This is a genomic window from Pseudomonas sp. FA-1, from assembly GCF_056856075.1.
This window is the reverse complement of record NZ_JBWXTH010000008.1, coordinates 143,831-158,626: the sequence shown is the minus strand read 5'-3', so window position 1 is coordinate 158,626 and position 14,796 is coordinate 143,831. Positions and strand designations below refer to the sequence as shown.

Annotated in this window: 10 protein-coding genes; 6 read left to right on the top strand and 4 right to left on the bottom strand. The window is 63.6% G+C overall.

Annotated elements, in window-relative coordinates; genetic code table 11:
- Positions 1-330: 330 nt before the first annotated feature.
- The 5 genes from aceE (at position 331) to AC1MHZ_RS16035 (ending at position 9,046) form a co-directional block, all read left to right on the top strand.
- Positions 331-2,976, top strand: a complete 2,646-nt coding sequence (aceE, locus tag AC1MHZ_RS16055; protein ID WP_084856300.1) for a pyruvate dehydrogenase (acetyl-transferring), homodimeric type — start codon at positions 331-333, stop codon at positions 2,974-2,976.
- A 13-nt stretch (positions 2,977-2,989) separates the two neighbouring features.
- Positions 2,990-4,630, top strand: coding sequence for a dihydrolipoyllysine-residue acetyltransferase (gene aceF, locus AC1MHZ_RS16050; protein ID WP_084856302.1), 1,641 nt, complete (start codon positions 2,990-2,992; stop codon positions 4,628-4,630).
- Between the two features lie 272 nt (positions 4,631-4,902).
- Positions 4,903-7,596, top strand: coding sequence for a putative bifunctional diguanylate cyclase/phosphodiesterase (locus AC1MHZ_RS16045; protein WP_084856304.1), 2,694 nt, complete (start codon positions 4,903-4,905; stop codon positions 7,594-7,596).
- Between the two features lie 150 nt (positions 7,597-7,746).
- Positions 7,747-8,412 (top strand): peptide-methionine (S)-S-oxide reductase MsrA, encoded by a 666-nt coding sequence (msrA, locus tag AC1MHZ_RS16040; RefSeq protein WP_084856306.1) that lies wholly within the window; start codon positions 7,747-7,749, stop codon positions 8,410-8,412.
- 10 nt (positions 8,413-8,422) lie between these two features.
- Complete coding sequence (locus tag AC1MHZ_RS16035) at positions 8,423-9,046, top strand: glutathione S-transferase (RefSeq protein WP_084856308.1); 624 nt, start codon at positions 8,423-8,425, stop codon at positions 9,044-9,046.
- Between the two features lie 192 nt (positions 9,047-9,238).
- Here the strand turns inward: AC1MHZ_RS16035 and creD are convergent, their stop codons facing one another.
- From creD to rloA2, 4 genes are all read right to left on the bottom strand, one after another.
- The gene (gene creD / locus AC1MHZ_RS16030; RefSeq protein ID WP_482966604.1) at positions 9,239-10,567 is read right to left on the bottom strand and encodes a cell envelope integrity protein CreD; all 1,329 of its coding nucleotides are present in this window, start codon (positions 10,565-10,567) and stop codon (positions 9,239-9,241) included.
- Positions 10,568-10,714: 147 nt separating this feature from the next.
- Positions 10,715-12,148 (bottom strand): two-component system sensor histidine kinase CreC, encoded by a 1,434-nt coding sequence (gene creC, locus AC1MHZ_RS16025; protein WP_084856314.1) that lies wholly within the window; start codon positions 12,146-12,148, stop codon positions 10,715-10,717.
- The gene (gene creB / locus AC1MHZ_RS16020; protein WP_084856316.1) at positions 12,148-12,828 is read right to left on the bottom strand and encodes a two-component system response regulator CreB; all 681 of its coding nucleotides are present in this window, start codon (positions 12,826-12,828) and stop codon (positions 12,148-12,150) included. Before creB ends, creC begins: the two co-directional genes overlap by 1 nt.
- A 204-nt stretch (positions 12,829-13,032) precedes the next feature.
- Positions 13,033-13,533, bottom strand: a complete 501-nt coding sequence (gene rloA2 / locus AC1MHZ_RS16015; RefSeq protein WP_084856318.1) for a retropepsin-like aspartic peptidase RloA2 — start codon at positions 13,531-13,533, stop codon at positions 13,033-13,035.
- Between the two features lie 182 nt (positions 13,534-13,715).
- Here rloA2 and AC1MHZ_RS16010 point away from each other — a divergent pair, with 182 nt between their 5' ends.
- Positions 13,716-14,603 carry an acyltransferase gene (locus AC1MHZ_RS16010; protein ID WP_084856320.1) on the top strand — a complete coding sequence of 296 codons (888 nt, stop codon included), beginning with the start codon at positions 13,716-13,718 and terminating at the stop codon, positions 14,601-14,603.
- Positions 14,604-14,796 lie beyond the last annotated feature (193 nt).

The window sequence follows — 14,796 nt, the reverse complement described above, 5'->3', positions numbered from 1 at the left end:
GGACCACGGTTGGACTGTCATACAAAAGTTGGAAATAGCTGAAATAAACGAATCATTGGTAAAAAACATCAAGATTCACCCGATCAGAGCCCAGTCCCAACCTACGGGAACGTTTTTCCCCACAAGCCAGAGTGCGACAAAATGCCGCTTTTCTGTAGTTTTACTACTACCCCAGCTCTTCAAAAGCATGAAATGCCGAATCATTTGTAGTAAAACTACACGGCGCCGGATGACTGTCCGGCTAATCCAAGAATTCACGACGTCTGCCCAAAAGGCCAGTCGCAAACTCAGGCCCCCGATTCTGGTGGCCTTTCCGCCCTGGAGCAAGCCATGCAAGACCTCGATCCCGTCGAAACCCAGGAATGGCTGGATGCCTTGGAGTCGGTCCTCGACAAAGAAGGCGAAGACCGCGCTCACTACCTGATGACCCGTATGGGCGAGCTGGCCACCCGTAGTGGCTCCCAGCTGCCGTACGCAATCACCACGCCATACCGCAACACCATCCCCGTTACCCACGAAGCACGCATGCCTGGCGACCTGTTCATGGAACGCCGCATCCGCTCGATGGTACGTTGGAACGCCCTGGCCATGGTCATGCGTACCAACCTGCGGGACTCGGACCTGGGCGGCCACATTTCGAGCTTCGCCTCCAGCGCCACCCTGTACGACATCGGCTTCAACTACTTCTTCCAGGCTCCGACCGAGGAGCATGGCGGCGACCTGATCTTCTTCCAGGGCCACGCCTCCCCAGGCATCTACGCCCGCGCCTTCCTCGAAGGCCGCATCAGCGAAGACCAGATGAACAACTTCCGCCAGGAAGTGGACGGCAAGGGCCTGTCTTCCTACCCGCACCCATGGCTGATGCCTGACTTCTGGCAGTTCCCGACCGTTTCCATGGGTCTGGGCCCGATCCAGGCGATCTACCAGGCGCGCTTCATGAAGTACCTGGAAGCCCGTGGCTTCATCCCGGCCGGCAAGCAGAAGGTCTGGTGCTTCATGGGCGACGGCGAGTGCGACGAGCCGGAATCCCTGGGCGCGATCGCCCTGGCCGGCCGCGAGAAGCTGGACAACCTGATCTTCGTCATCAACTGCAACCTGCAGCGCCTCGACGGCCCGGTTCGCGGCAACGGCAAGATCATCCAGGAACTCGAAGGCGTGTTCCGTGGCGGCGGCTGGAACGTCAACAAGGTCGTCTGGGGCCGCTTCTGGGATCCACTGTTCGCCAAGGACACCAACGGTGCCCTGCAGCGTCGCATGGACGAAGTCATCGACGGCGAATACCAGAACTACAAGGCCAAGGACGGTGCGTACGTCCGTGAGCACTTCTTCAACACCCCGGAACTCAAGGCCATGGTCGAAGACCTGTCCGACGACGAGATCTGGAAGCTCAACCGTGGCGGCCACGACCCGTACAAGGTCTATGCGGCCTACCACCAGGCGGTCAACCATCAAGGTCAGCCGACCGTCATCCTGGCCAAGACCATCAAGGGTTACGGTACCGGTGCCGGCGAAGCCAAGAACACCGCGCACAACACCAAGAAGGTCGACGTCGACAGCCTGCGTCACTTCCGTGACCGCTTCGACATCCCGGTCAAGGATGCCGACCTGGAAAACCTGCCGTTCTTCCGTCCGGAAGAAGGCAGCGCCGAAGCCAAGTACCTGGCCGAGCGTCGCGCAGCCCTGGGTGGCTTCGTACCGCAGCGCCGTGCCAAGAGCTTCAGCGTCCCGACCCCGCCGCTGGAAACCCTGAAGGCGATCCTGGACGGTTCGGGCGATCGTGAGATCTCCACCACCATGGCCTTCGTGCGTATCCTGGCGCAGTTGGTCAAGGACAAGGAAATCGGCCAGCGCATCGTCCCGATCATCCCGGACGAAGCTCGTACCTTCGGTATGGAAGGCATGTTCCGCCAGCTGGGCATCTACTCGTCCGTGGGCCAGCTCTACGAGCCGGTCGACAAGGACCAGGTGATGTTCTACCGCGAGGACAAGAAGGGCCAGATCCTCGAGGAAGGCATCAACGAAGCTGGCGCCATGTCGTCGTTCATCGCCGCCGGTACCTCGTACAGCAACCACAACCAGCCGATGCTGCCGTTCTACATCTTCTACTCGATGTTCGGCTTCCAGCGTATCGGTGACCTGGCGTGGGCCGCTGGCGACAGCCGCACCCGTGGCTTCCTGATCGGCGGTACCGCCGGCCGGACCACCCTCAACGGTGAAGGCCTGCAGCACGAAGACGGTCACAGCCACCTGATGGCTGCCACCATCCCGAACTGCCGCACCTATGATCCGACCTACGGCTACGAGCTGGCGGTGATCATCCAGGACGGCATGAAGAAGATGACCGAAGAGCAACAGGACGTCTTCTACTACATCACCGTGATGAACGAAGCCTACACCCAGCCAGCCATCCCGGCCGGCGCCGAGGAAGGCATCATCAAGGGCATGTACCTGCTCGAAGAAGACACCCGCGAAGCCGCGCACCACGTGCAGCTGCTCGGTTCGGGCACCATCCTGCGCGAAGTCCGCGAAGCGGCGAAGATCCTGCGCGAGGAATACAACGTCGGTGCCGACGTGTGGAGCGTCACCAGCTTCAACGAACTGCGTCGCGACGGCCTGGCCGTGGAACGCGCCAACCGCCTCAAGCCTGGCCAGAAGCCGCAGCAGACCTACGTCGAGCAGTGCCTGGCCGGTCGCAAGGGCCCGGTCGTGGCGTCCACCGACTACATGAAGCTCTTCGCCGAACAGATCCGCCAGTGGGTCCCGAGCAAGGAGTACAAGGTCCTGGGTACCGATGGCTTCGGTCGCAGCGACAGCCGCAAGAAGCTGCGTCACTTCTTCGAAGTCGACCGTCACTTCGTCGTGCTGGCTGCCCTGGAAGCCTTGGCTGACCGTGGCGAGATCGAACCGAAGGTGGTGGCAGACGCCATCGTCAAGTTCGGCATCGATCCGGACAAGCGCAACCCACTGGACTGCTGAGGAGTATTTTTAAGTGAGCGAACTCATTCGCGTACCTGACATCGGCAGCGGTGAAGGTGAAATCATCGAGCTGTTCGTCAAGGTCGGTGATCGTATCGAGGCCGACCAGAGCCTGCTGACCCTGGAGTCCGACAAGGCCTCCATGGAGATCCCGGCCCCGAAAGCCGGCGTGATCAAGGAACTGAAGGTCAAGCTGGGCGATCGCCTGAAAGAAGGCGACGAGCTGATGGTCCTGGAAGTCGAGGGCGCCGCTGCGGCGCCCGAGGCTCCGGCCGCGGCTGCCCCTGCAGCGGCACCTGCCGCCGAAGAAAAACCGGCTGCCGCTGCAGCCCCTGCCCCGGCCGCAGCTCCAGCTGCCGCCAGCGTGCAGGACATCCACGTGCCGGACATCGGCTCGTCGGGCAAGGCCAAGATCATCGAAGTCCTGGTCAAGGCCGGCGATACCGTCGAAGCCGACCAGTCGCTGATCACCCTGGAGTCCGACAAGGCCTCCATGGAGATCCCGTCGCCTGCCGCTGGCGTGGTGAAGGAAGTGATCGCCAAGCTGGACGACGAAGTCGGCACCGGTGACCTGATCCTCAAGCTGGAAGTCGCGGGCGCGGCCCCGGCCGCCGCTCCAGCCGCTGCCGCACCGGCATCTGCCAAGGCCGAGGCGGCACCAGCCGCAGCGCCTGCCGCAGCGCCGGCTCCGGCTGCAGCACCAGCTCCGGTCGCCACCGCACCGGCCGCCGGCAGCAACGCCAAGGTCCACGCCGGCCCTGCCGTGCGCTTGCTGGCCCGTGAATTCGGTGTCGACCTGGGCGCGGTCGCCGCGACCGGCCCGCACGGCCGCATCCTGAAGGAAGACGTGCAGGTCTACGTCAAGGCCATGATGCAGAAGGCCAAGGACGCTCCTGCCGCCGGCGCGACCGGTGGTGCCGGCATCCCGCCGATCCCGGCCGTGGACTTCAGCAAGTTCGGTGAAGTGGAAGAAGTCGCGCTGACCCGTCTGATGCAGGTCGGTGCCGCCAACCTGCACCGCAGCTGGCTGAACGTGCCGCACGTCACCCAGTTCGACTCCGCCGACATCACCGAGCTGGAAGCCTTCCGCGTTGCGCAGAAGGCCGTGGCCGAGAAGGCTGGCGTCAAGCTGACCGTGCTGCCGCTGCTGCTCAAGGCCTGTGCCTTCCTGCTCAAGGAACTGCCGGACTTCAACAGCTCGCTGGCCCCCAGTGGCAAGGCGATCATCCGCAAGAAGTACGTGCACATCGGCTTCGCCGTGGACACGCCGGACGGCCTGCTGGTCCCCGTGATCAAGAACGTCGACCAGAAGAGCCTGCTGCAACTGGCGGCCGAAGCCGCGGCGCTGGCCGAGAAGGCCCGCACCAAGAAGCTGTCGTCCGACGAGATGCAGGGCGCCTGCTTCACCATCTCCAGCCTCGGCCACATTGGCGGCACCGGCTTCACGCCGATCGTCAATGCACCTGAGGTGGCGATCCTCGGCGTATCCAAGGCAACCATGCAGCCTGTCTGGGATGGCAAGGCCTTCCAGCCCAAGCTGATGTTGCCGCTGTCGCTGTCCTACGATCACCGTGTGATCAACGGCGCCGCTGCCGCGCGCTTCACCAAGCGCCTGGGCGACGTGCTGGCGGATATCCGCACCATGCTGCTGTAATGCAGCCTCCCTGCCTCACCTCGCAAGGGGTGGGGCAGGCCTGTTTCGAGCTGCCACGCTCGTACCTCAACCCCGTCGTTTGGCGGGGCTTTTTTTGCCCCGAACAAACGATGCCACCCGCTTCCACAGACTCGTGGCCTTCAGACTTCCATCCTCCGGCCGACAATCTCTCTACAGCGTTCCCCCAGGCCGCTTGCCAGCCCTCGGGACATCATGCAACCTTGCCCGATACGCCGCGCCCAAGCCGCGCCTCCAGTTCAAGCGAGTCTTCGATGAAAAGCCAACCCGATGCCGCCAGCCGTTCGGCGGCCGAGGTCGTCACGCAGCTTCCCGTGCCTTCGCGGCTCGGCATGCTGCGTTTCGAAAGGCTCAACGAAGCCAGCTGGGCGATGCTGTACCTGGATCCTGCCTGCGAACGCCAGTTCGGCCTCCCCGCCGCCGAGCTCTGCGCTTTGATCGGCACGCCCTACGCCAGCCTCATGGAGCCGGAAGCGCGTTACACGCTGCACGACGAGATCCAACTGCAATTGGCCCGGCGCAACCACTACCGGGTCCGCTACACCCTGCACACCAGCGGGTCGGCCCTGCGTGTACTGGAGGTCGGTGAAGGCTACCGCCAGCACAATCGCCAGTTGCTGCGCGGCTACCTCACAGTGCTGGACGATCAGCAGGACGACCACCCCGCGCCGGTCGCCGACGACCTCGAGTCACGCAACAGCCGCCTGCAGTTGGCCCTGCAATTGAACCAGCGTGCCCAGCAGGAGCAGCTCGAGCACCTGGAGCGCGTGCGCGCCCAGCAGGACCTGATCCTGCGCCTGGCCCGCCAGCGCTACAGCGCCGACAATTCACTGCAGGAGGCCGCCGAACTGATCACCCGCAGCGCCTGCGAGATCTACAAGGTCGACTGCGCCAGCCTCTGGTACCTCGACGATCAGCGGCTCGAACCGATCAGTGCCTGGCGCAGCCATGACCAGCGCCACCACCTGCCGGACGCCATCGACGCCAGCCGCTTCCCCGACTACCTCGACGCCCTGCACGCCAGCCGTGCGATCGACGCCCACAACGCCAGCCAGGACCCACGTACCCGGGAAATGGCCGAGAGCCTGTACCCCACCGCCAGCAACGCCATGCTCGATGCCAGCATCCGTGTCGACGGGCAGGTGGTCGGCGTGCTCTGCCTGGAGCAGACTGGCACGGCTCGCGCCTGGCAGTCCGACGAGATCGCCTTTGCCGGCGAGCTGGCCGACCAGGTCGCCCAGGTCATCACCAACCACAACCGACGCACCGCCACCAGCGCCCTGAATCTGTTCCAACGGGCCGTGGAACAGAGCGCCAGCGCCTTTCTGCTGGTCAACCGCGACGGCGTGGTGGAATACGTCAACCCAAGCTTCACCGCCATCACCCAATACAGCACCGATGAAGTGCAGGGCCGCCACCTCGGTGAGCTGCCGGCACTGGAAAACCTCAGCGAGCTGCTGTTCGACTCGCCCTCCAGCCTGGCCATGGGCAACAGCTGGCAGGGCGAATTCAGGAGCCGACGCAAGAGCCTGGAGCCCTATTGGGGGCAACTGTCGATTTCCAAGGTGTTCGGCGACAACCGCGAGCTGACCCACTACATCGGCATCTACGAAGACATCACTGAGAGCAAGCTGGCCCAGCAGCGTATCGAGCGCCTGGCCTACACCGACAACCTGACCAACCTGGGCAATCGCCCATCGTTCATCCGCAGCCTCGACGAGCGTTTCGCCCGTGAAGGCGCGATTCCAATCTGCCTGCTGCTGGTGGACATCGACAACTTCAAGCGGATCAACGACAGCCTCGGCCACCAGACCGGCGACAAGCTGCTGGTCAGCCTGGCCCGTCGCCTGCGTAACAGCCTGGGCGGTGGCGACGTCCTGGCGCGCTTCGCCAGCAACGAGTTCGCCGTGCTGCTCGACGACACTACCCTGGAAGCCGGCCAGCAGGTCGCCCTGCAACTGCTGCGTACCCTCGACAAACCCATGTTCGTCGACAACCAGCTAATCAACGTCACCGCCTCCGTCGGCCTGGCCTGTGCACCGTTGCACGGCAGCGACCCGCAGAGCCTGATGAAGAACGCGGGCCTGGCCCTGCACAAGGCCAAGGCCAACGGCAAGCACCAGGTGCAGGTGTTCACTGAGGTGCTGAACGCCGAGGCCAGCTACAAGCTGTTCGTCGAAAACAACCTGCGCCGGGCGCTGGCCCAGAACGAGCTGGAGGTCTTCTACCAGCCCAAGCTGTGCCTGCGCAGCGGGCGCCTGCTGGGTCTGGAGGCGCTGTTGCGCTGGAACCACCCCGAACGCGGCATGATCCGCCCGGACCAGTTCATCAGCGTGGCCGAGGAAACCGGCCTGATCATCCCCATCGGCAAATGGGTGGTACGCCAAGCCTGCCGCATGAGCCAGCAGCTGCGCAGCGCCGGCGTGGGCAGCCTGCACGTGGCGATCAACCTCTCGCCCAAGCAGTTCTCCGACCCCGACCTGGTGAGCTCGATCGGCACCATCCTACGCGAAGAAGCGCTGCCCCCACATCTGCTGGAACTGGAACTGACCGAGGGCCTGTTGCTGGAAGCCACCGAAGACACCCACCGCCAGCTCGACGAGCTCAAGGCCCTGGGCCTTATGCTGGCGATGGATGATTTCGGCACCGGCTATTCGTCGCTGAGCTACCTGAAGAAGTTTCCGATCGACATTATCAAGATCGACCGCAGCTTCATCAACGAGATCCCCGACAACCAGGACGACATGGAGATCACCTCGGCGGTGGTGGCCATGGCCCACAACCTCAAGCTCAAGGTGGTCGCCGAGGGCATCGAGACCGCCGAACAGCTGGCCTTCCTGCGCCGGCACCGCTGCGATGTCGGCCAGGGCTACCTGTTCGACCGGCCGATTCCCGGGCGCGAACTGGTCGCCAGGCTGCGGCGCTATCCGCGTGGCCCGGTGGCCTGACAGACGCGCAAGTCTCGGGCACTATAGAACTCATTCGGGCCCTATCGCGGGACAAGCCCGCTCCCACAGGGTCATGCACAATTCCTGTGGGAGCGGGCTTGTCCCGCGATAGGGCCATCATTCTCTCTTCAAATCCACAGAGGAACGGCCATGGTCCTGCGTTCGGAAATCCTGGTGAACAAAAACGTCATGCCCACTGCGGAGCAGGCCTTGCCTGGCCGCGAAACGCCAATGGCCCTGCCCGAATTCCACTACGTGTTCAAGGACACCCCACTGCTGGGGCCGTTCTTCCAGAACGTGGACTTCGCGATCTTCGGCCTGGGCTGCTTCTGGGGCGCAGAGCGCCGCTTCTGGCAGCGTGAAGGTGTGGTCAGCACGGTGGTCGGCTATGCAGGCGGCTTCACCCCCAACCCTACCTATGAAGAAGTCTGTTCGGGCCTGACCGGGCACACCGAAGTGGTGCTCGTGGTGTTCGACAAAGACAAGGTCAGCTACCGCGAGCTGCTGGCGATGTTCTGGGAGTTGCACAACCCGACCCAGGGCATGCGCCAGGGCAACGACATCGGCACCCAGTACCGCTCGGCGATCTACTGCACCAGCCCCGAGCAGCTGGAGCAGGCCAAGGCCAGCCGTGATGCCTTCCAGGCAGAGCTGAGCAAGGCCGGCTTCGGTGAGATCACCACCGAGATCGACCAGGCCCCGACCGTGTATTTCGCCGAGGCCTACCACCAGCAGTACCTGGCCAAGAACCCCGACGGCTATTGCGGCATCGCCGGTACCGGCGTATGCCTGCCGCCCAGCCTGCAAGGTAATTGAGGAACGGCCGATGGCGACAATGACCCTGTTCCACTCGCCCCTCTCGCCGTTCGTGCGCAAGGTGATGATCGTGCTGCACGAGACCGGTCAGCTCGACCGCGTTGCCCTGCAGGCGGTCAATGTGAGCCCGGTGAGCGGCGACGAGCAGCTCAACCAGGGCAACCCGATCGGCAAGATCCCGGCCCTGCGCCTGGAAGATGGCACCGTGCTGCACGATAGCCGGGTGATCTGCGAGTACCTCGACCTGCAGCACGTCGGCAACCCGCTGATCCCTCGCGAAGGCTCGGCACGCTGGCGTCGCCTGACCTTGGCCTCCCAGGCCGATGCGATCATGGATGCGGCAGTCTCGACCCGTTACGAGACCTTCCTGCGCCCCGAAGACAAACGCTGGGACGGCTGGGTCCAGGCCCAAGGCGAGAAGATCCGCCGCAGCCTGGCCAACCTGGAGCAAGAGCACCTGGCGGAGCTGGCATCGACCTTCGACATCGCCGCTATTGGCGTGGCCTGTGCCCTGGGCTACCTGGACCTGCGCCAACCGCAGTTCGGCTGGCGGGAACAGCAGCCCGGGCTGGCGGCCTGGTACGCCGACGTGGCCAAGCGCCCGTCGATGGCCGCTACGCACCCGGTAGCCTGACCCCTGCCTGTGGGAGCGGCCTCGTGCCGCGAAAGGGCTGTATCGCAGCCCCAGCAAGATCAATGGCGACACCGAAACCCTGGGGCTGCTTTGCAGCCCTTTCGCGGCACAAGGCCGCTCCTACACATACCGCCAACGGGAACAGCGTGCCAAGCTGGCGGGCCAGCCAACGTCCGATTTCCCGATCCTCCCTCATGCCTCCCTTCCCACCCGTGCCCAGTCCAGTCGGCGCGTCAGCACCATGAACACACCCAGCAGGCCGAAGCACAGCAGCGAGCCCATCAGCAGCGCGTAATCCTCGGCGCTGAGCAGGCCGTAGAGCATCCCGTACAGCACCGCCAACCCCGCCGCGAACCCCACGCCCCGCCATAGGCTGCCCAGCACATGGCTCAGGTAGAAGCCAATCAGCAGCACACAGGCCGCAGCCGACAGACCATAGGCCAAGCTAAAGCCCAGGTGCTCGGACAATGACAACAGCAACAGGTAGAAAAAGGCCAACGCAACACCGACCAGGGCGTATTGGACAGGGTGCACATCAAGGTGCCTGCGCACCTCGAACAGGAAGAAGCCGGCGAAGGTCAGGGCGATGAACAACAGCGCGTACTTGATCGCCCGTTCGCCCTTGAGATACTGGTCCACCGGGTCGACGAAGCTCACGCCAAAGGCACGCTCGCCAAAACCTGCGCACTGTCCTTGGCTGGCACAGTGGCGCACGCTGTCTTCGAGATTGGTGGCGAAGAAGCTGGTCTGCCAGTGGGCCTTGAAGCCTCGCTCATCGATCTCCCGGCGGCTGGGCAGGTAGTTGCCGATGAAGCTGGGGTGCGGCCAGTTGGCGCGGATGTCCACACTGCTGCTGCGGCCCATCGGCACCACATGCAGCTGGCCGGTGCCCTGCAAGGCGAGGTCGAAGGCATAGCCGAATTCACCCGCCTTGCCTGCGGCGAGCATCGGCAACCGCACGTGCACCCCGCCACCCAGCCAGTCCAGGCCAGTACCGGGCTCGAACGGCAAGCGCTGGTCGTCCAGGTTCAGCTCAGGGGCATTTTCGATGCCGCGGATATCGCTGATGCCCACCACCAGGTATGGCGTGTCGAAACGGTAGTCGTCGAAGTCCTTCTCGATGCCCCAGCGTTCGGGAAGCTCGAAGCGTCCCGCGAGCCGACCTCGGGCGTGGAACAGGCGGGCCTGGTAGATGCCTCGGGCACGCAGTTCGGTGTCGGCTTCGATAGCCGCGTCGAAGGTATCCGGCAGAAAATACAGCTGGCCGCTGACCGTGCCGGTTTCCTGCATACGTTGGCCGCCCTTTTCGACCCAGCGACGCTCGTACTTGCGATACGGCACCACCAGCAGGGGGCCGCTGATCTGTTGGCCGAAGCTCGAGCTTGCGGCAATGTCCTGGACCACGCTGTCGCGCAGGGCCTGACGCTCGGCAATCAGGCCACTGATCATCAGCAAGGGGATCAACAGCAATACCATCAGCAAGGCGATCGTGGCGAGCTTGAAACTCAGGGTTCTGGTCATGGGTGGGCGCTCCGTTTGCGATGGGCGCAGTGTGGAGCGGGTGTGTGGAGATGGTGTGGAGACTTGGTGGAGATTGGTGTAGTTGGGGCTGCTGTGCAGCCCTTTTGTGCACACAAGGCCGCGCCTACAGGAGCATGGCCTTTGAAGTCAGCCGACTCTGCGCGCGGGTAACCATAACCGCACGCGCACCCCGCCCTCGACGTTGTCCACGGCCAATGACCCGCCATGCAGTTGCATCACCTCGGCCACGAAGTTCAGCCCCAACCCCGTGCTCTTGCGCCCGCTGCCCGGCCTTGGCAACGAATAGAACCGCTCGCTGACGCGCCCGATGGCGTAATCGGGAATCGCCTCCCCCTGGTTAAAGACGCTCAAAGCCACCCGTTCCCCTTCGCGCTCCAGCTCGAACAGCAGTGCCCCGCCCTGCGGGGTGAAGTCCAGCGCGTTGTCCAGCAGGTTGGCCAGGGCCTGGCGCATCAAGAAGGGATCGCACAACAACCGCAGGCCCGCCGGCACCCGCTGACGCACTTGCAGACCGGCGGCCTCGATGCGTGCGGTGTGAGCCTGCAGCAGTTCATCGACCAACGCGGCCAGGGCCACTTGTTGCTCATCGTCCAGCGCCTGCATCTGCTCGACGCGGGCCAGGTTGAGCAGGCGCTCGATCATCTGTTGCAAGCGCCCGCTCTCACGCTCGATATTGCCGGCGAAACGCGCCCTTTGTTCATCCGGCATATCGCCTTGCAGCAGCTCGGACGCCCCGCGGATCGCCGCCAAGGGGCTCTTGAGTTCATGGGTAAGGGTATGCACATAGCGCTCGACATAGGCCTTGCCTTCGAGCTGGGTACGCATGCGCTCCACCGCCGCGGCCAACTGCCCGAGCTCACCGCCTTTGTAGTGCGGCAACGCCGCGCGCTGGCCCTCGCTGACCGCCTGGGCGTAGCGGGTCAAGCGACGTAGCGAGCGGGCCAGCCACCAGGAAAGCGCAGCGCCTACCAGCAAGCCCAGGCCTATCAGCCCCAGGCCCAGGTTCAACAGGCGGCGCTCGGCACGGTCGATGTAGGGCTGCAACGAACTGTTGGGCTTGGCCACCGTCACCACGCCGATGATCTTGCCGTCATCGAGGATCGGCGCGGCGACGTGCATCACCGAGGTGCTTTCGTCATCCGGGTCGCTGCGGGTGGAACGGGCGCCATACTGGCCACGCAGGGTCAGGTAGACGTCGTTCCAGCGCGAATAGTCCTGGCCCAGGCCCTGGCCGCTTGAATCGAGCAACACGGTACCCTTGGCATCGGTAACGTAGATACGGTGGCTGACCTGGTTCTTCGCCAACCCCCAGATCTCAGCCCCCGGCCTGCGCTCGCCATAGGACGCCAATACCTGTGGCAGGCGCCCCTGGTTCAATGTGCCGGCCTTCACATCGTCGTGCAGTATTTCCGCCAGCAGGTTGGCGGTATCCACCAGGGTTTCCTCAGACGACTGGCGCACCACCGGACGGATCTGTTCGCGCACGGTATTGAGCAAGAAGTAGCCAGACAACCCGACGAAAAGGAAATACACCAGGAAGATGCGGATCCCCAGGCGCATCAGGCGTGGTCCGGGCTGTAGCTGTAGCCCAGCCCCCGGTGGGTCTGGATCGGCTCGGCATCGGCGGCGACCTGGCGCAGCTTGGCGCGCAGGCTCTTGATATGGCTGTCGATGGTCCGCTCGTAGCCGGCGTCGGAGGGAACGCCCACCGCATCGAGCAGTTGCTCGCGGCTGAACACCCGCCGGGGTTGCTCCAGCAGGCAGTGCAATAGGCGAAACTCATGGCGGGTCAGGGCCAGCGGCTGCGCCCGGTAGCTGATCTGCATGCCCAGCGTGTCGACCTGAAATGCCACCGCCGGGGGAGACGCCTCCACGCGCGGGGCCATGCGCTTGAGGATCGCCCGCACCCGCGCTGCGACTTCCCGGGGGCTGAACGGTTTGACCACATAATCGTCCGCGCCGATCTCCAACCCCACCACCCGGTCGATCTCGGCGTCACGCGCGCTGAGGAACATCACCGGGACCTCAGTGAAACGGCGCAGTTGGCGGCAGGTCTCGAAGCCACTGATGTCCGGCAGGCCGATATCGAGAATCACCAGATCGGCCGGGCGCAAGCGCTGTTGCTCGACAGCCGCGCTGCCGAGGGTCACCCATTCGGTGCTATGGCCATCGGCCTGCAGGGCATAGACCAGCGTGTCGGCGATGGCGGACTCGTCTTCGACGATGAGGATGTGGGGCATGGCGTCCGGCCTTGCAAATAGCGAAGCTGGACATATAGGCAAGTTTCACAGACGACGCAATCCCTTGTAGGAGCGGCCTTGTGCCGCGAAAGGGCTATAAAGCAGCCCCAGGGGATCGGTGATGCCCAAAAAATAGCCAGGGGCCGCTTAGCGGCCCTTTCGCGGCACAAGGCCGCTCCTACAGGAGGGCGGGCCCGCCTTGGATCAGCAGTCCGGCTTGCCGGCAGTGAACTTCTTCGCCGGGTTCACCGCAGCCTTGAATTCGCGCAGCGCCTTGGCGCCGATCAACAGCGGGTAGTTGAAGCTGCTGCGGTCGGTCAGGTTGACCTCCACGGTGCGCTTCACATCACCCAGGCACAGCTCCAGGTCGACCACCGGGCGCTTGGTGATCTCCGGTTCCTCGCCTTCATCTTCTTCGTCGGCGCGATTCTTGATCTTGCTGATGCGCGCCACCTTGTGCTCATAGACCTTGTCGCCGGCATCCTTGGTGGCCAGACGGAAGCGCACCCAGTCCTCGCCATCGCGGGTGAAACGTTCGATGTCCTTGGCCGACAGCGACGCGGTCAGGGCGCCGGTGTCCATCTTGGCTTTGAACGTCTCACCGATTTCCGGCACGCCAATGTATTCGTAACGGCCATACAAGGTCGGTTCGGCAGCCATCACGGGAAGGCTGAGCAATGACAACAGGGCAAGCATCGATTTCACGGGATACGCTTCCTTGAGGTGGGGCAGTACTTAGACTGCGCAAGCACGATAGGTTCGTTGTCACAGCTTATCCAACACAATGTGAAACATTTGTCCCCAGGTTCGGGCATTGGACATTTGGCGTAGGGCCATGCCCCACTTATCATTGCCAACCGCTTTTATCTGACAACAAGAGTCCTTTTATGCGTCGCCTGCTGACCGGCATCCTCACCACCGCCCTGCTGCTGCTCAACACCCTCGTGCTGATCGGCCCGCTGATGGTGTTCGCTCTGCTCAAACTGGTGCTGCCGGGCCGTGGACGCGACTACGCCTCCTGGGCGGTGATGTGGATCGCCGAGACCTGGTCGGAGATCGACAAGGCGATCTTCGCCCTGTGCATCCCGACCCAGTGGGACATCCGCGGCATCGAGAAGCTGCGCCAGGACACCTCCTACCTCTGCGTGAGCAACCACCAGAGCTGGGTCGATATTCCCGCCTTGATCGAAAGCCTCAACCGCCGCGTACCGTTCTTCAAGTTCTTCCTGAAGAAGGAGCTGATCTGGGTACCACTGCTGGGCCTGGCCTGGTGGGCGCTGGACTACCCTTTCATGAAGCGCTACAGCAAAGCCTTCCTGGACAAGCACCCCGAGCTCAAGGGCAAGGACCTGGAAATCACCAAGGCAGCCTGCGAACTGTTCAAGCGCCAGCCGGTCACGGTGGTCAACTACCTGGAAGGCACCCGTTTCAGCGAGGCCAAGCGCCAGGCCCAGCAATCGCCCTACCAGCACCTGCTCAAACCCAAGGCCGGCGGTGTCGCGTTCGTGCTCGCAGCGCTCGGCGAGCAGCTCGATGCCCTGCTGGACGTCACCATCGTCTACCCCGGCGACAAGGCGCCAGGGTTCTGGGACCTGCTCAATGGCAGCATCAGCCGGGTGATCATCGATATCCGTGTGCGCGAGCTCGACCCGGCGCTGTCTGCGGGTGACTACGAGAACGACCCTGACTTTCGCCAGAGGGTGCAGGCCTGGGTGAACCAGTTGTGGCTGGACAAGGACCAGCGGATCGCGCAACTGCGCGCCGAGATGCATTAATTAATCTGCCCAATCGCCGGCAAGCCGGCTCCCACCTGTCCTGCGCTGTTTTCAGAGGCACCGCCATACCTATGGGGGCCGGCTTGCCGGCGATCGGGCTAGAAACACGGTGGAACAAACCGATTAAAATCCAGATTTATAATCGACATTAGCAACTCTTTGTTTGTCATCACCCACCTGGGTGGATAAAAAT